Origin of the sequence: Thalassobacillus hwangdonensis, assembly GCF_042675915.1 — a bacterium.
Classification (GTDB): Bacteria; Bacillota; Bacilli; order Bacillales; family Halobacillaceae; genus Thalassobacillus_A; species Thalassobacillus_A hwangdonensis.
Window position 1 is genome coordinate 1,195,959 of the sequence record NZ_JBHTKL010000001.1, and the last position, 14,572, is coordinate 1,210,530.

General features: G+C 43.9%; 20 protein-coding genes. 9 read left to right on the forward strand and 11 right to left on the reverse strand.

All coding sequences use genetic code 11. The features are described 5' to 3' along the window. Positions 1–80: 80 nt before the first annotated feature. The 8 genes from ACFQ2J_RS06410 to ACFQ2J_RS06445 are packed head-to-tail and all read right to left on the reverse strand — an operon-like array spanning position 81 to position 5,111. Positions 81–824, reverse strand: coding sequence for a class I SAM-dependent DNA methyltransferase (locus ACFQ2J_RS06410; RefSeq protein ID WP_386057621.1), 744 nt, complete (start codon positions 822–824; stop codon positions 81–83). A 3-nt stretch (positions 825–827) separates the two neighbouring features. Next, entirely contained in the window at positions 828–1,178 is a 351-nt protein-coding gene (gene rsfS / locus ACFQ2J_RS06415; protein WP_386057623.1) for a ribosome silencing factor, read from the reverse strand. Between the two features lie 21 nt (positions 1,179–1,199). Further along, positions 1,200–1,769, reverse strand: coding sequence for a bis(5'-nucleosyl)-tetraphosphatase (symmetrical) YqeK (gene yqeK, locus ACFQ2J_RS06420; RefSeq protein WP_386057627.1), 570 nt, complete (start codon positions 1,767–1,769; stop codon positions 1,200–1,202). Then, positions 1,759–2,325 (reverse strand): nicotinate-nucleotide adenylyltransferase, encoded by a 567-nt coding sequence (locus tag ACFQ2J_RS06425; RefSeq protein ID WP_386057629.1) that lies wholly within the window; start codon positions 2,323–2,325, stop codon positions 1,759–1,761. Before ACFQ2J_RS06425 ends, yqeK begins: the two co-directional genes overlap by 11 nt. 12 nt (positions 2,326–2,337) lie before the next feature. Continuing rightward, complete coding sequence (gene yhbY, locus ACFQ2J_RS06430) at positions 2,338–2,628, reverse strand: ribosome assembly RNA-binding protein YhbY (protein WP_386057631.1); 291 nt, start codon at positions 2,626–2,628, stop codon at positions 2,338–2,340. Positions 2,629–2,643: 15 nt separating this feature from the next. After that, positions 2,644–3,474, reverse strand: coding sequence for a shikimate dehydrogenase (gene aroE, locus ACFQ2J_RS06435; RefSeq protein ID WP_386057633.1), 831 nt, complete (start codon positions 3,472–3,474; stop codon positions 2,644–2,646). A 14-nt stretch (positions 3,475–3,488) separates the two neighbouring features. After that, complete coding sequence (yqeH, locus tag ACFQ2J_RS06440; protein ID WP_386057634.1) at positions 3,489–4,589, reverse strand: ribosome biogenesis GTPase YqeH; 1,101 nt, start codon at positions 4,587–4,589, stop codon at positions 3,489–3,491. After that, positions 4,590–5,111, reverse strand: a complete 522-nt coding sequence (locus ACFQ2J_RS06445; RefSeq protein WP_386057636.1) for a YqeG family HAD IIIA-type phosphatase — start codon at positions 5,109–5,111, stop codon at positions 4,590–4,592. It lies immediately after the preceding gene. A gap of 362 nt (positions 5,112–5,473) precedes the next feature. On the opposite strand from ACFQ2J_RS06445, the gene sda reads away from it, so the two are divergent. The 9 genes from sda (at position 5,474) to ACFQ2J_RS06490 (ending at position 12,294) form a co-directional block, all read left to right on the forward strand. Then, on the forward strand, positions 5,474–5,614 hold the full coding sequence (gene sda / locus ACFQ2J_RS06450) for a sporulation histidine kinase inhibitor Sda (protein ID WP_386058366.1): 141 nt from the start codon (positions 5,474–5,476) through the stop codon (positions 5,612–5,614). A gap of 285 nt (positions 5,615–5,899) precedes the next feature. After that, a complete protein-coding gene (locus tag ACFQ2J_RS06455; RefSeq protein WP_386057638.1) occupies positions 5,900–8,242 on the forward strand; it encodes a Na+/H+ antiporter subunit A in 2,343 nt (780 codons plus the stop codon). Then, positions 8,242–8,580 (forward strand): Na(+)/H(+) antiporter subunit C, encoded by a 339-nt coding sequence (locus ACFQ2J_RS06460; RefSeq protein WP_386057640.1) that lies wholly within the window; start codon positions 8,242–8,244, stop codon positions 8,578–8,580. The genes ACFQ2J_RS06455 and ACFQ2J_RS06460 overlap by 1 nt, the downstream gene beginning before the upstream one ends. Next, complete coding sequence (locus tag ACFQ2J_RS06465; RefSeq protein WP_386057642.1) at positions 8,573–10,054, forward strand: Na+/H+ antiporter subunit D; 1,482 nt, start codon at positions 8,573–8,575, stop codon at positions 10,052–10,054. The genes ACFQ2J_RS06460 and ACFQ2J_RS06465 overlap by 8 nt, the downstream gene beginning before the upstream one ends. 6 nt (positions 10,055–10,060) lie before the next feature. Then, on the forward strand, positions 10,061–10,537 hold the full coding sequence (locus ACFQ2J_RS06470; RefSeq protein ID WP_386057644.1) for a Na+/H+ antiporter subunit E: 477 nt from the start codon (positions 10,061–10,063) through the stop codon (positions 10,535–10,537). A 56-nt stretch (positions 10,538–10,593) separates the two neighbouring features. After that, the gene (locus ACFQ2J_RS06475) at positions 10,594–10,848 is read left to right on the forward strand and encodes a Na(+)/H(+) antiporter subunit F1 (RefSeq protein WP_386058369.1); all 255 of its coding nucleotides are present in this window, start codon (positions 10,594–10,596) and stop codon (positions 10,846–10,848) included. Further along, positions 10,829–11,215, forward strand: a complete 387-nt coding sequence (gene mnhG, locus ACFQ2J_RS06480; protein WP_386057646.1) for a monovalent cation/H(+) antiporter subunit G — start codon at positions 10,829–10,831, stop codon at positions 11,213–11,215. Before ACFQ2J_RS06475 ends, mnhG begins: the two co-directional genes overlap by 20 nt. Before the next feature lie 157 nt (positions 11,216–11,372). Then, positions 11,373–12,104: an RNA polymerase sporulation sigma factor SigK gene (gene sigK, locus ACFQ2J_RS06485; RefSeq protein WP_386057648.1), complete on the forward strand. Its 732-nt coding sequence runs from the start codon at positions 11,373–11,375 to the stop codon at positions 12,102–12,104. Positions 12,105–12,150: 46 nt separating this feature from the next. After that, positions 12,151–12,294, forward strand: coding sequence for a hypothetical protein (locus tag ACFQ2J_RS06490; RefSeq protein ID WP_386057650.1), 144 nt, complete (start codon positions 12,151–12,153; stop codon positions 12,292–12,294). A gap of 57 nt (positions 12,295–12,351) precedes the next feature. On the opposite strand, the gene ACFQ2J_RS06495 is transcribed toward ACFQ2J_RS06490, so the two are convergent. From ACFQ2J_RS06495 to ACFQ2J_RS06505, 3 genes are all read right to left on the reverse strand, one after another. After that, a complete protein-coding gene (locus ACFQ2J_RS06495; RefSeq protein WP_386057652.1) occupies positions 12,352–12,600 on the reverse strand; it encodes a YrhC family protein in 249 nt (82 codons plus the stop codon). Positions 12,601–12,667: 67 nt separating this feature from the next. Further along, positions 12,668–13,357, reverse strand: coding sequence for a 5'-methylthioadenosine/S-adenosylhomocysteine nucleosidase (mtnN, locus tag ACFQ2J_RS06500; protein WP_386057654.1), 690 nt, complete (start codon positions 13,355–13,357; stop codon positions 12,668–12,670). A 36-nt stretch (positions 13,358–13,393) separates the two neighbouring features. Continuing rightward, positions 13,394–14,086: a YrrS family protein gene (locus ACFQ2J_RS06505; protein ID WP_386057655.1), complete on the reverse strand. Its 693-nt coding sequence runs from the start codon at positions 14,084–14,086 to the stop codon at positions 13,394–13,396. Between the last annotated feature and the right edge of the window lie 486 nt (positions 14,087–14,572).

Genomic DNA, 14,572 nt, shown 5'->3' on the forward strand with positions numbered 1-14,572 from the left:
CAAGTACGTTAAATCCTTCAATAAAAAAAGAAAATCAACTGGTCAGAATAAACATCTGTTCCATTTGATTTTCTTTGCAGTTATTTCTTTCGACAGGCGAAAAAGATCCTGTCTCCGTCATCGTCTTTTGTTATTGGTGCATCTTTAAAGTCAGCAGTCATGGCCTCCACTTCAAAACCTGCATCATGCAACCAGGACTGTAACTCTTCAATCAAGTAGCTTTGCTGAACATGAATTTCGTCAGCACGACGATAAATATCTCCGTCCTCGATGAAGAAGGTCAAATCATGTTCCAACCTGCCTGGTACTTCCGCAGCTCTGCAAAACCAGATATAGGAGACTTCATCATACACTTCCGCAAATGTCTGTCCTTCCATATGCTCTACAAAATGATGGCGGGAGTGGACATCGAACAGGAAAATCCCGCCTTGTTTCAGGGCTTCAGAAACACGGGAGAATACGAGTCTGATATCTGCTTCTTCGGTAATGTAGTTCAACACATCGCAAAAGCTGATGACGGCATCGGTCCCGCCGAAGCCTTCGAGATATCTGATGTCCTGCTGCACCCATGTTACGTCATCTCCAGGTTTTGTCTTACTTTGGGCAAGTGTCAGCATGTCAGGCGAAAGGTCGACACCAGACACCCTGTAGCCCGCTTGTGAAAGGCGGAGGGAAACCTCCCCAGTCCCACATCCAAGATCAAGTACGGTTGAGATATCTTCTCCATAGTGCAAAAACATTTTCTCCGCGTATTTTGACCATTCATCATAGGGAGCATCTTTCATAAGCTCATCATACACCAGTGCCATTGTTCCGTAAGACATTGATCAGAGGATCCCTTCCAATCCTACGGTCGGGGCATCTCCCCAAAGTCTTTCCAAATTATAATAATGCCGTTCATCCTTATGGAATATATGGCAGACGACACCATTCAAGTCCACAAGTATCCAGCGTGCCTGGTCGAAACCTTCCATACGGCTCACTGCCATTCCATTTTCTTCAGCTTTTTCCTTCAATTCACGGGCAATTGCTTGCACCTGACGTTCATTGGATCCTTCACAGATAAGAAAATAATCTGCAATCAGCGACACGTCAGACATATCAAGTACGACAATGTCCTCTGCTCTTTTATCATCACAAGCTTGAGCTGCAAGCTTCACTAATTCTTTCCCTTCCATATCCTTTCCCCTTTCAATCCTTCAATGTTTAGTCAGTAAATCGTTGTATGCATGAAATGTATCCGGATACACTGCCTGATTTTTACTCATTAAAAATCGGATGGTATTGCGAGATGCCATCAGACAGGCTTCATTCAAATCGGATTCTGCTGCTTTCCTGACATCCTCTACACCGGGAAACTTCCTTCCAGGCTCGATATAATCTGCCAGGAAAACGATCTTGTCCAACATGCTCATGTTTTTCTTACCCGTAGTATGGCATGAAACAGCAGATAAAATCGCTGCGTCGTTTACACCAAGCTCCCGCTCGACAAGAAGTGCTCCCACTGGTCCATGCCAAAGCTCATGATGGTAATCAAGGAGGTCCTTCGGAAGTCGATGATCTTTTAGAATCCAACGCCTCATTTCTTCCCTGTCCCTGTATTTGGCATAATCATGAAGAATGGAAGCAAACTCTGCCCTGTAGACATCTGCATCATTGCGTTCAGCCAGTTCAATAGCAGTCTTCACGACACGTTCGGTGTGTTCATACCTTTCTTTCTTCAGTCTGCTTTCCACTGCTTTCCAGGCAGTTTGCCTATCAAGTTTCATAAAGATGATTCCCCTTTATATAGTGGATCACTTCATCCGGCAGTAAATAGGTGGCATTTCTCCCCTCTTTCATCCGGTTTCTGATATCTGTAGAAGACACTTCAATCAATGGAACTTCGACCTCCAGGACCGGATACGGGGATGAGAGCGGATGCCCTTTTCTGTTCACCCCGACAAAGTGGACCAGTTCCAATAGCTTATCGATGGCATGCCACCGTGGAAGGTACTCCACCATATCTCCACCTATTATAAAGTAGATGGAAATCGAAGGATACCTTTCTTTAAGGTGATAAATCGTATCATACGTATAAGATTTCCCCTCACGTTTCAGTTCAAAATCAACTGCCCGAAAATGTGCATTACCCTGAATAGCAGCCTCCACCATCTCCAGCCTGTCGGTCCCGCTTGCCATGGCATTTGATTTATGTGGAGGTTCATTGGATGGCATGAACCATACTTCATCCAACCCTAACTCCTGATAGACTTCTTCAGCGATAATCAGGTGGCCGATATGCGGTGGATCGAAGGTTCCGCCAAGGATTCCGATTTTCTTCATATCTACTCTCCTTTATGGGAGGTTGATCTGTTTGTTTTCTTCAGACTCTTTATAGAGGACGATGGTATTGCCGATCACTTGAACTAATTCAGCCCGTGCACCTTCGGCAAGCTCTTTCGCCACCTCATTTTTATCTTCCATACAATTTTGGAGAACACTGACTTTAATCAGTTCTCTTTTTTCAAGTGCTTCATCAATTTGAGCAATCATGTTCTCGTTGACACCCGTTTTACCGACCTGAAAAATCGGGTTCAAATGGTGTGCTTCTGAGCGTAAAAATCGTTTTTGTTTTCCTGTAAGCATGCTGGATGCTCCTTTCTAACTCAATTTAACTTTCAATTCGTTTATCAGTAAACCTGGATCTGGGCGAACACCTGTCCAAATCTCAAAGGCATATGCTGCTTGGTACACAAGCATTTCGTGACCATGATGGATACGTGCCCCTTTGGTTCTGGCATCTGTCAAAAAAGCGGTTTGCAACGGCTGGTAAACGATATCGCTGACCACTGCACCTTTTTTCAGGCCATTAAGAGAGATGATCTGATCATCAACCGCTGGCTTCATTCCGACAGAAGTCGTCTGGACGATCAAATCGTATTCTCCAAGCGTCTGCTCAGCGTCCGCAAGTGTCATCGCCTTCATCTGACTGTGATTAGTATGAAAGGCTTCAATTAGGTCCGATGCAGTCTGCAATGTACGGTTTGCAATGGCAAGACGGTCTACCCCTTCACTCATGAGCGCATGGACGATTCCTTTTGCTGCGCCCCCTGCTCCGAGGACGAGCACACGAATCCGCTTCAAATCCATTGTTGGGAAGGATGCACGAATGGAACGGACGAACCCTTTCCCGTCTGTATTATATCCTGTCCAGCACCCGTTTTCATTCTTCACCGTATTGACCGCTCCAATGATTTCAGCTTCTCTGTCAATACGATCAAGATAAGGGATGATTTTTTGTTTATATGGAACGGTCACGTTAAAACCGTCCAAGCCAAGTTCTTTAAATGCTGCCACCTCGTCACTGAAATGCTGCAGTTCCAGCTCGTACAATTCATATGCTCCGATACGTCCGCTTTCTTCAATGAACCGCTGGTGTATCCACGGAGATAACGAATGGCTGATTGGATACCCGATCAGTCCTAACTTCAAATGCTCTCCCTCCATTAAATCAGAGATTCTCGCACAGAAACTTTTACCCCTTCAGGAGCGTAAGCTGACACAGAAATCGATCCTTCAGGAACCGTCACCCATCCGAGTCCAGAAAAAACGATATCTGTCTTGTCTTCACTAATTCTGAAGGTATGCTGTTTCAAAGGAGGCATCTTATCCAAGCTTTCTTCGTCCGGCGGGCTGAGCAGCTCACCAAGATGATTCGCGTACAGCTCATCCGCTTTCTCAAGCTTCGTGCGGTGGATGTTGATGTCGTTCGAGAAGTGACATATGAAGGAAGTGCGCTCCCCTTGTTCGAAGTCCAATCTCGCCAGCCCTCCAAAAAATAGGGTCTGCTCTTCATTCAACTGGAATACTTTCGGTTTGATTTCCTTCTTCGGAGTGATCAGCTTCAAATCCTGTTCTGACACATAGTGAGCCATCTGATGTCGATTGATTACTCCAGGAGTATCGAACATGGACGACTGGTCATCCAATGGTATATCGATGAACCCAAGCGTAGTACCAGGGAAGTAGGAAGTCGTAATCGCATCTTTTACGCCTGAAGTCTCATTGATCAGACGATTGATGAACGTGGATTTTCCTACATTCGTTGTTCCTACCACGTACACATCACGGCCTTGTCGGTATCGTTCGATTGCTTCCGATAATTGCTCCATTCCATGTCCCTTCGCAGCGGAAATCAGGAAGACATCTTTGACCTGGAGTCCGTACTCCTTGGCAGTTCTGCGCAGCCATTGTTCCACTTTCTTCGGATTGATGGACTTTGGCAGTACATCCAATTTATTTCCTACAAGTATGATCGGGTTGTTTCCGGTCAGTCTTGCAAGTCCGGAGATGACACTTCCATTAAAGTCGAAGAGATCGATCAGGTTGACGATCAGGCTCTTCGTTGATCCGATCGAGTTCAGCATCCTAAGGAAATCGTCATCATTATATGGAACGTCCTGAACCTCATTATAATTTTTCAAACGGAAGCATCGTTTACAAATGATATCTTCGCGTTCAAGTGCAGAGGCAGGTGCATAACCAGGCTGATCAGGTTGATCGGTTTGTATCTTTACCCCACAGCCCTGACAAATAAATTCGCTCATTTAAGACTTATCCTCCCATGTGATTTTTCCTTTTCGTCTCATATAATTCATGATACGTCGTTCAATTTTCCGATTGAACTTCGTCCAGAAACCGTCCGTTTCCACAATTGGCACGACAAGAATCGTATGGAAACCGGCGAAATTGCCTCCAAGTACGTCAGTCAGCAATTGATCACCGATGACGACGATTTCTTCTTTTTGCAATTTCATCTGCTTCTGAGCTTTTTTAAAAGCTTTCGATAAAGGTTTACGTGCACTATAGATATACTTCGTATCCAATGGTTGAGAAAAGACGCTGACACGTTCTTCATTATTATTGGAAGTAATGGTCACTTTGATGTCATTCTCAGCCATCAATTTGAACCATTGCGATATTTCCGGAGTAGCTTCCTCCACATCCCATGCAACCAGTGTGTTATCCAAATCAGTAATTATACCTTTGATCCCACGCTCTTTCAATTCCTCAGGCCGAATCTCGAATATACTCTCTACATGTTCGTCCGGCAAAAAATTCTTAAACACCTTGCTCACCTCATTCAATGTACTGAATCGTACGCCCTATTAACTCCTTACCCATCATATACAAATTCATGTCCAGATTCAAAATTATCTTTCCATTGAATATTCAAAGAATCGTTCGACATTTTCTCCTATCTTTTTCCCTGTGGATAGGTTATTCACAATTTCCACACCCATTTATCAAACCTTAGCAGAAGATATATGAATTTTATACACAAGTTATCTACACCCTCTGTGTATAAGTGGCTAGTTGTGAGGGAAGCCCATTCGTGATAAAGTTGTCTTACAACTTAACACAAACACGATCCACATCATACATTCTCCCTGAATCAGGAGGTGAGGTCACGATTTATCGTGACTCGATTATGGAACATTTGTCGGACGTATTATTGATAGAATCATACCACAAAGCGAAAGAATTGAAATTGAGTAAGGAATTCATCCAATTGATTGAAGAAGAACTATTCAGAAGATCTTTGCATCCTTCTATGAGAAAGACAAGTTAACGATGAAATAGGCACGGATATGTGACTGCTTCTTTATATATAAAGAAGCAGTCTTTTTTTGTTAAATTTTGTTCATTATCTTCAAATGAGGGAAGACTGGAAGAATACATTTTCTGCCTATTCGCTTCCTAATATTTCAAGAACAAATAAAATTGTTTCAATATAGTGAACATCAGTTGAATGTTGGGTGTTTTTTTGATTACAATTGAGTGACTAAGTTTGTCATTTAAAAAAAAGCCTGCGGCAAGGCTTTCCAATAAATCATTTTCAGGGAGGAACAACTAGATGCTCTACGCCGTTCTACTACCATTCATCATTTCCATTATCATCCCTTTTGTCAGTAAATTCAAAGACAAGGTGCATACTGGATATTTTGTAACCATTGTACCTTTGGTGGTTTTCATCTATTTCGTACGGTTTATCGGTGAAGGTTTTTCACCTGTAACACGTAACTACAACTGGATTCCATCCATGAACATCAATATCGACTTTTACATGGATGGATTAAGTCTGTTATTCGTTCTATTGATCAGTGGAATCGGTACGCTGGTAGCCTTATACTCCACCTTCTACTTGCATAAGTCAGAGAAGCTTGGCAACTTCTATGTATATTTCCTTCTATTCATGGGGTCTATGCTTGGAGTCGTGCTATCCGATAATGTATTTGGACTATACACATTCTGGGAATTCACATCCCTATCCTCTTTTCTTTTGATCGGATATTGGCACCATCGTGAAAAATCACGTTATGGCGCTCTTAAATCAATGATGATTACCGTATTCGGCGGACTAAGCCTATTGGGTGCCCTGATCTATATGAGTGTTATTACGAACACTACCAGCATCCAGGGGATGATTGCACAGAAGGAACTGATTCTGAATCATGAATTCTTCCCATTGATTATGGTTCTGCTGCTACTTGGTGCATTTACGAAATCTGCACAATTTCCCTTCCACATCTGGTTGCCGGATGCGATGGAGGCTCCTACACCGGTAAGTGCATACCTGCACTCAGCAACGATGGTAAAGGCGGGTATCTACTTAGTTGGACGATACATTCCGATCTTTGCTGAATCGGACTGGTTCTTCATTGCAGTAAGCGGATTTGGAATCATTACACTATGCTGGGGATCCTTCATGGCTGTTAGACAGACAGACTTGAAGGGGATTCTTGCATTTTCCACGATCAGTCAGCTTGGAATGATCATGGCGATGCTTGGATTCGGTACGAGCGTAGCAATCTTTGCTGCTGTCTTCCATATTCTTAACCACGCCACTTTCAAAGGAAGCTTGTTCATGATTGCAGGTATTGTTGATCACGAAACGGGAACAAGGGACATCCGAAAGCTTGGTGGGCTGATGACATTGATGCCGATCTCGGCGACACTTGCAGTCATTGCAGCATTCTCGATGGCCGGGCTGCCTCTACCATTCCTGAACGGCTTCTATAGTAAGGAAATGTTCTTCGGTGCAACACTTGAATTAGGTGGAGGCTCAGGTCTTGTCTATAATCTGAAAATGATCCTTCCTTACCTGGCTGTGTTAGGAAGTATCTTTACGTTCGTCTATTCGATGTACTTTTTCTTTGGAACATTCTATGGGAAAAAACCTCAGGAAGACTTGCCGAAGAAACCTCACGAGGCACCGATTGGAATGCTTATTCCACCAGCAATACTTGTTCTTGGTGTCATCCTTATCGGATTGATTCCTGAACTGATCAATAAACCATTCATCGCTCATGCAGCAGAGGCTATCTACGGAAAAGAAGTGGATAAGCATATTTATTTCTGGCATGGATTCAAGTTGCCATTGATCATGTCGCTGACTGTAATCGCGTTCGGAACGATCCTTGCGCTTTCCAGGACGAAATGGTCCAGCATATATGGCATCATTCCAGGAAAGCTCAGCATGAACAAAGTTTATGACGGGTTCATGGAACGACTTGTTTCCTATTCAGGAACTGTCACAAAAGGATACATGAATGGTTCACTCGGTAGATATGTCCGCTGGATCCTTCTGGCGATCCTTGTCGTCACATTCAGCGTATTTGGAATCACTGGAGGGTTCGCTTTAAGTTTTGACAACGTCTCCCCTATAGACGTTTCTGCTTTACCAGAACTTCTGGTAGCCATCATGATGGTGATTGCAGCGGTTGGCACAATCATTACCAATAACCGGATTGCAGCCATTCTTATCTTAGGGGTAGTCGGATATGGATTGGCGATATTATTCGTCATTTACAGAGCCCCTGACCTGGCGCTGACGCAACTGATTGTAGAAACAGTGACGGTAGCATTGTTCCTACTTGTTTTCTACCACTTGCCACAGCTCGAAAAACGGAATGATTCAATCGGAACAAAAACTTTCAATATAGCTATTGCAGCTGGATTCGGTCTTCTGATGATGATGGTCGGAATCACTGCTCACAGCAGTAAATATTTCGATGTCATCTCTGATTACTTCCTTAAAAACTCCTATAAATTAGGAGGAGGAGACAACGTGGTCAACGTCATCCTAGTAGACATGCGTGGGCTTGATACATTGTTCGAAATCGGCGTACTCGGGCTCGCTGCGCTTGGCATTTATGGAATGGTAAAACTACGGAATGAACGGAAGGAGGACTCCTAATGGAAATCATCATGTGTATCTTAGCCGGAATACTGTTTGCCACAGGAGTGTACAACCTTCTTCAGAAACAGTTGCTGCGAATTGTCATCGGAACAGGGCTGATCTCTCACGGAGCCCACTTGTTCATATTGACGATGGGAGAATTGAAAAGGGGTGCCCCTCCGATTCTTGTAGACGGAGTCGAAAGCTACACCGACCCCCTACCTCAGGCTCTTATCCTGACATCCATCGTCATCAGTTTCGGTGTGACCAGTTTCCTGTTAGTTCTGGCGTACCGTGCTGCCAAAGAAAATGGCACAGACAATATGGAACAAATGAGAGGTACTGAATATGAGTAATTTAGCAATTTTACCAATCGTCATCCCACTGATCGTGGGAGTCCTGCTTGCTTTCTTCAATAAGAGGCTCCCGATTGTACGTACATTTGCAAAAATCTTTGCTATTGCTAATCTCGCAACTGTCGCCTATATCTTTTATACAGTAAAGACACAAGGCTCAATCATACTGGAAACAGGTGCTTGGAAAGCACCATACGGCATCATCATTGTCGCTGACATGCTCTCGATCACGCTTGTACTCACAACGAACATCATTGCAGTTGCGGCAGCATTCTACGCACCGAAATCGTTAAGTGATAAGCAGGAGTCGTTTTACTTCTACACCTTCTTCTTCTTACTGATTTCAGGTGTCAGCGGGGCTTTCCTGACAGGTGACCTGTTCAACCTTTTCGTATTCTTCGAGGTACTGCTGATGGCTTCTTATGCCCTGATTGTTTTGGGCGGCGGCAAAGTACAGCTTAGGGAATCGATCAAATATGTTCTTTTGAATCTGTTTTCCTCCATGCTGTTCGTTACGACCATCTCATTCCTGTACTCCATGCTGGGAACAGTGAATATGGCACAGCTAGGAGAACGGATCCAGCAAGTGGAAGACCAAGGGACATTGACCATCATCGGAATACTGCTTTTCTTCGTCTTTGCTACGAAAGCAGCTATCTTCCCGTTATATTACTGGTTGCCAAAGTCTTATATCGTACCTAACCCAGTCGTTTCTGCCCTGTTCGGTGCATTATTGACCAAGGTAGGAATCTACTCGATCATCCGTGTATTCACAGTGATATTCGTTCACGATCAAGGAATTACAAGTCCGTTATTCATCTACCTCGCAGGATTTACGATGATTTTCGGTGTGATTGGCGCTTTATCTACCAACAACGTAAAGCTGATCATCGCTTACAACATCATTCCTGCAGTAGGCTTCATGTTGATGGGAATCGGAATTTTCACGGAAACCTCCCTAAGCGGAAGTGTCTACTATCTTGTCCATGACATGATCATCAAGGGTGCATTATTCTTCCTTGTCGGTGCACTCGTCACTGTTGCCGGTACATCCGACTTGAGAAAAATGGGCGGATTGATCCATCAATATCCAGTCTTCGGCTGGCTTTTCTTCCTGGCTTCGCTAGTCTTAGCAGGCATCCCTCCATTCAGTGGATTTATTGGGAAACTTCTCCTGCTAAGAGGTGGACTTGCGCAGGGAGAGATAGGAATCGTCATTGTCGGATTGATTACCAGCCTATTGATCCTGTTCTCGATGATCCGTATTTTCATCGGAGCATTCTGGGGCGAAGCTGATGCCTCCCCTAAGAAAACGATCAAACCGATCAACGGATATATGTGGCCGGTAGCAGCATTGCTGGCACTATCGGTTCTGCTGGGAGTCGGCGCAGAAGGCGTTTACCCGACAATCCAATCCATCGCTGAATACTTGATGGATCCAGAACTCTATATTGATTCTGTGTTAAAGGAGTAAATGACTATGCCCTTTCAAATTGTATTAAATATCATTATTGCCCTGATGTGGATGTTCCTGAGTGAAAGTTACACGTTCTCCACCTTCTTCGTCGGATATTTACTGGGGATCATCCTGTTGTTCTTCATGCAGCGCCTGATCCCGGATGCATTTTACATGCGTCGGGTGTTCAAGATCGTTGCATTGATCTTCCTGTTCATCCGTGAGCTCGTGTTATCCAACATCGACATCGTCAAGTGGGTGTACAAACCTAAATTGGATGTAGAGCCAGGCATTTTCGCTCTTCCAACTGAGCTGAAAAGCAATTGGGAAATCACATTGCTCGCAAATCTGATCTCGTTGACTCCTGGTACACTTTCGATTGCTGTCAGTCATGACAATACTACGATCTATATCCATGCGATGGATATCCCGGATGTAGAGCAATCGATCAATGAAATTAAAGAAACCTTTGAAAAAGCGATTATGGAGGTGACACGATAATGGCTGATATTCTGAACACGTCACAATCCGTAATCCATTACGTTTCGATCTTTTGTATGTGTGTCATTTCCATATCGATCATCATGCTTTTGTATCGTGCAGTCAAAGGTCCGACGAATCCGGATCGTGCAGTTGCACTGGATGCAATCGGAATCAATCTGATGGCACTTGCCGGGTTGATTGCAATCAACCTGTTAACGACGCAATTGAACGATGTTGTGCTATTGATCGGTATCTTACTATTCATCGGAACTATTGCCATTGCAAAATTCATAGAAAAGGGTGTTATCATTGAACGGGATCTGGATTAACCTACTAATCGACATCATTGTATGTGTATTCTTATTGAGTGGTACATTCTTCATCCTTTCCAGTTCGATAGGTATTTTGCGATTCCCTGATGTCTATATGCGGCTGCATGCGACGACGAAAGGAGCCACGTTAGGTGTGGCAGGTATCATGATCGGTGCTTTTTTATTCTTGTATCTTGAGCATGACATTGTCAGTGGTAAGCTGATACTTGGTCTGATTTTCGTATTACTGACCGCCCCTGTTTCGGGTCATATGATTTCAAGGGCGGCCTACCGGAGTGGTGTCAAGCTATCAGATAAGAGTGTTAAAGATGATTATGCGGATGCACTAAAAAAAGAGAGACAGAGACAACAGCAGAACAGCTGAAGAAAAAGCAGGATTGCCACATCGGCAATCCTGCTTTTTTTCGTCGCTCCCCCCGACTACAGTTCGTTCCAATTCGCTCTGGACAGACACTATTCCGCATCTCCTCACATAAAGTAAGTAATAGGTGAAAGCCCAATCAATGAGGAGGTCTGAGTAAATGTCCAGCATACTCGGTTCACTGATTTATCTGTTTAAAGAAACATTGGTATTCATTTCCTACGTCAAGAATCAAGCATTCCCTAACCCACTCTCCTCAGATGAAGAAGCGAAGCAGATCGCTTTGATGAATCAGGGAGATGCACACGCGAGAGACCTATTGATTGAGCATAATCTACGGCTCGTTGCCCATATCGTAAAGAAGTTCGAAAATACAAAAGAAGACACAGAAGACCTCATTTCAATCGGAACAATCGGACTGATCAAAGGGATTGAGAGCTATTCCCCAGATAAAGGAACGAAGCTTGCGACCTATGCAGCGAGATGTATCGAGAATGAAATACTCATGCATTTACGAGCGTTGAAAAAGACGAAGAAAGACGTTTCCCTCCATGATCCGATCGGGCAGGATAAGGAAGGAAATGAAATAAGTCTGATCGATATCCTGAAGGCGGAACATGTCGATGTTGTCGAGCAGATTCAGCTCGATATGGAACTGGAGAAAATCAAAGATTTCATCGGTGTATTGGATGGTCGCGAAAAAGAAGTGTTGATCTCGAGGTATGGATTGAACGGAGAAAAAGAAAAGACACAAAGAGAAATCGCCAAAGAGCTTGGTATTTCGAGAAGTTATGTATCAAGGATCGAAAAGAGAGCGTTAATGAAAATCTTCCATGAGTTCTACAAGCATGAACGTGCAAAATTGGGTATCTCCCCTATATCTAATCCATGACACAAGCATAGGATAATGTAAATACCGTAGTCAGGGGGCATTACCTATGTATGGTTACTACCCACCTCCATATCCTCCTTATCCTTATGGAGGAGGACAATGGTATGGTGCACTGATCGTCGTCTTGCTGATCCTGCTAATCATTTTGGGTGGTTTCTGGTTCTACAACAATCACTATAAGTATTTTTAATTGAATATGCTCGCAGAAACCTAGTAGGCGATGCAAAAGTAAAAGCAGGTGAATGATCTATTCACCTGCTTTTTCATCTAGTTCATACAATTGTTTTTGAAAACGGCTCACTTTCAAAGTGAAATAGAACGCAACACCAAGCCCTGTTACCGTAAGGGCCATCATCAGTCCTTCAAGACCGTTCTTATACTCGTACATACTGATCAGCGTTCCTATGAATAAATAACTGCTCAAAATGAGTAATGTCATAATAAATCGTTTGAAATCATCTATTTTACCTTTAAGTTCTTTGACAGGATTCATCATCTGTCCACCTCCTGCAAGTTTCATTGTAACATGGTCTATGAATCTTACAGGTGGTAATTACTGTAAACTACAAGTTTCTGATCATCGTCATGATGATTGTAGCTGCATTTTCTGCGGCTTTGACAAGGAATTGATCAAAGGATAGCGAAGATTCCTTCCCTGCAATATCAGATAACGCCCTGATGACGACAAACGGTGTGCCGTATTTGAAGCATACTTGAGCAATCGCAGCTGCTTCCATTTCAGCAGCAATCATTTCAGGGAATCTTTTTCTAACCATCCCTACCCGCGCTTCTTCCTGCATAAAGGAATCTCCTGTTGCAATGATCCCTTTGGCCGCTTTTGCATCAGTATTCTTAACAGCTTCCATTGCCTTTTCCATCAATGTTTCATCAGCAGCGTACATAGCAGGCATTCCCGGCACTTGACCATACTCATATTTGAATGCAGTAACATCCACATCATGGTGAGTCACTAATGAGGAGATGACCACATCCCCCACTTCCAATTCCTTTGCAAACCCGCCGGCAGAGCCTGTGTTGATGATCTGCTCCGGCTGATATCGTTCATGAAGGACCGTAGCAGCAACCGCAGCGTTCACTTTGCCGATCCCGGATTTCAATAGGACGACATCCTTCCCATGAAGCCTCCCTTTTATAAATGGGGTACCAGCTACTTCCTCTTCCTTCTCTACTTCGATGTTCTGTTTTAATAGTTCGATTTCTTCATCCATTGCTCCAATGATTCCGATTGTCATGTGTAATCCCCTTCCAGTTCTCTGTGTTGTCTGTAATTATTTTTTATCGTTTTCTACGAGTTCTTCCACCTTGGTAGGTTTATAGCCCTGACCATCGACCCACTCGACGTAGACACGGTAAGGCTGCGTTTCAGCACTGTCTGTCACTGTCACATTTACTTTCTGAGGACCCATGCCATCGATCCACCAGACGATCATGTCGCCAGAACTGATACCTGTCGCTTTACTTACTGCCGCCAGCATTTCGTTCCGGTCCTGTGAGCCTTCATCCCAACTTACCGTATGCTCTCCTTGCTGCTCCGTACCTACCGGCTGCCAATCTTTTTTAATGACGCGGGAGACATTTTCGTCGTCACTTTCCTCGATGACCGTCTCTCCCTCTTCTTCACTTCCGGACTCTTCCGCATCTTCATCAGTACCGGCTTCATCTTCTTCATTGGTGCTCTCTTCATCCTCTGAACCCGATTCTACTTCCAGGTCTTCGTCAGCCTCTTCTGTCTGTTCTTGATTTTCATCCTGCGCTGCTTCCTCTTCTTCTTGCTGTTCCGCAGCATTATTTTCGTCTCCTCCAGCAGATGGTGATTGCTCTTCATCTCCATTGACGAAAAACATTCCCAGCAGAACAAGAATGAGGATTCCACCTCCACTAATAATCCATTTCATGAGGATGCTGCCTTGTTTTCGCTTCTCTCTACGATTCATCCGTGTATATGTATCTTTGCGATCCATAACGACCACTCTCCTTTTTTTCCTGATTTCATTATACAAGAATCGAGCGTTGTTACCAATCCTTCAATTCTTACATCTTCTTATCAAATAGACTCTGTAAAAGTCGTTGTTTCATCAAATGTTTATTCAACATTAGTACCGAATATTGGACGAGCCACTTTCGAAAATTATAGATCGGTGCCAAATTACCGGAAAGGGCGGCTGGTAAACTACTCGCTTTCCTGTGGGGGAGCTGGCGAGCCTCCTCGGTCGTTTTACTCCCTGTGGGGTCTCGCCTAGGCCCTTCTCCCACGGGAGTCGAGCAGTTTCCCAGCCGCCCTCTTTGTATTTCGTGAACAACCCTCACCCTGCATGATTTTCAAAAAATTAGTTCCATGTTACGAATGTAGGCACTTTTCAAGATTGAAGAACTGTAAATCGATTTTCCCGTCACCTCCAAGGCTCATACCTGACAAGGAAACAACTTACCTTAAGTCTTCAGCAAAA

What these genes read in the sequence shown, in the direction of transcription:
- ACFQ2J_RS06425 (WP_386057629.1), bottom strand. Translation starts at nt 2,325, where the DNA reads ATGAAGAAAATCGGAATCCTTGGCGGAACCTTCGATCCACCGCATATC.
- sda (WP_386058366.1), top strand. Translation starts at nt 5,474, where the DNA reads ATGGAACATTTGTCGGACGTATTATTGATAGAATCATACCACAAAGCG.
- rsfS (WP_386057623.1), bottom strand. Translation starts at nt 1,178, where the DNA reads ATGGAAGGGAAAGAATTAGTGAAGCTTGCAGCTCAAGCTTGTGATGAT.
- yqeK (WP_386057627.1), bottom strand. Translation starts at nt 1,769, where the DNA reads ATGAAACTTGATAGGCAAACTGCCTGGAAAGCAGTGGAAAGCAGACTG.
- ACFQ2J_RS06455 (WP_386057638.1), top strand. Translation starts at nt 5,900, where the DNA reads ATGCTCTACGCCGTTCTACTACCATTCATCATTTCCATTATCATCCCT.
- yqeH (WP_386057634.1), bottom strand. Translation starts at nt 4,589, where the DNA reads ATGAGCGAATTTATTTGTCAGGGCTGTGGGGTAAAGATACAAACCGAT.
- ACFQ2J_RS06495 (WP_386057652.1), bottom strand. Translation starts at nt 12,600, where the DNA reads ATGATGAATCCTGTCAAAGAACTTAAAGGTAAAATAGATGATTTCAAA.
- ACFQ2J_RS06460 (WP_386057640.1), top strand. Translation starts at nt 8,242, where the DNA reads ATGGAAATCATCATGTGTATCTTAGCCGGAATACTGTTTGCCACAGGA.
- mtnN (WP_386057654.1), bottom strand. Translation starts at nt 13,357, where the DNA reads ATGACAATCGGAATCATTGGAGCAATGGATGAAGAAATCGAACTATTA.
- yhbY (WP_386057631.1), bottom strand. Translation starts at nt 2,628, where the DNA reads ATGCTTACAGGAAAACAAAAACGATTTTTACGCTCAGAAGCACACCAT.
- ACFQ2J_RS06505 (WP_386057655.1), bottom strand. Translation starts at nt 14,086, where the DNA reads ATGGATCGCAAAGATACATATACACGGATGAATCGTAGAGAGAAGCGA.
- ACFQ2J_RS06465 (WP_386057642.1), top strand. Translation starts at nt 8,573, where the DNA reads ATGAGTAATTTAGCAATTTTACCAATCGTCATCCCACTGATCGTGGGA.
- sigK (WP_386057648.1), top strand. Translation starts at nt 11,373, where the DNA reads ATGTCCAGCATACTCGGTTCACTGATTTATCTGTTTAAAGAAACATTG.
- ACFQ2J_RS06475 (WP_386058369.1), top strand. Translation starts at nt 10,594, where the DNA reads ATGTGTGTCATTTCCATATCGATCATCATGCTTTTGTATCGTGCAGTC.
- ACFQ2J_RS06490 (WP_386057650.1), top strand. Translation starts at nt 12,151, where the DNA reads ATGTATGGTTACTACCCACCTCCATATCCTCCTTATCCTTATGGAGGA.
- ACFQ2J_RS06410 (WP_386057621.1), bottom strand. Translation starts at nt 824, where the DNA reads ATGTCTTACGGAACAATGGCACTGGTGTATGATGAGCTTATGAAAGAT.
- ACFQ2J_RS06470 (WP_386057644.1), top strand. Translation starts at nt 10,061, where the DNA reads ATGCCCTTTCAAATTGTATTAAATATCATTATTGCCCTGATGTGGATG.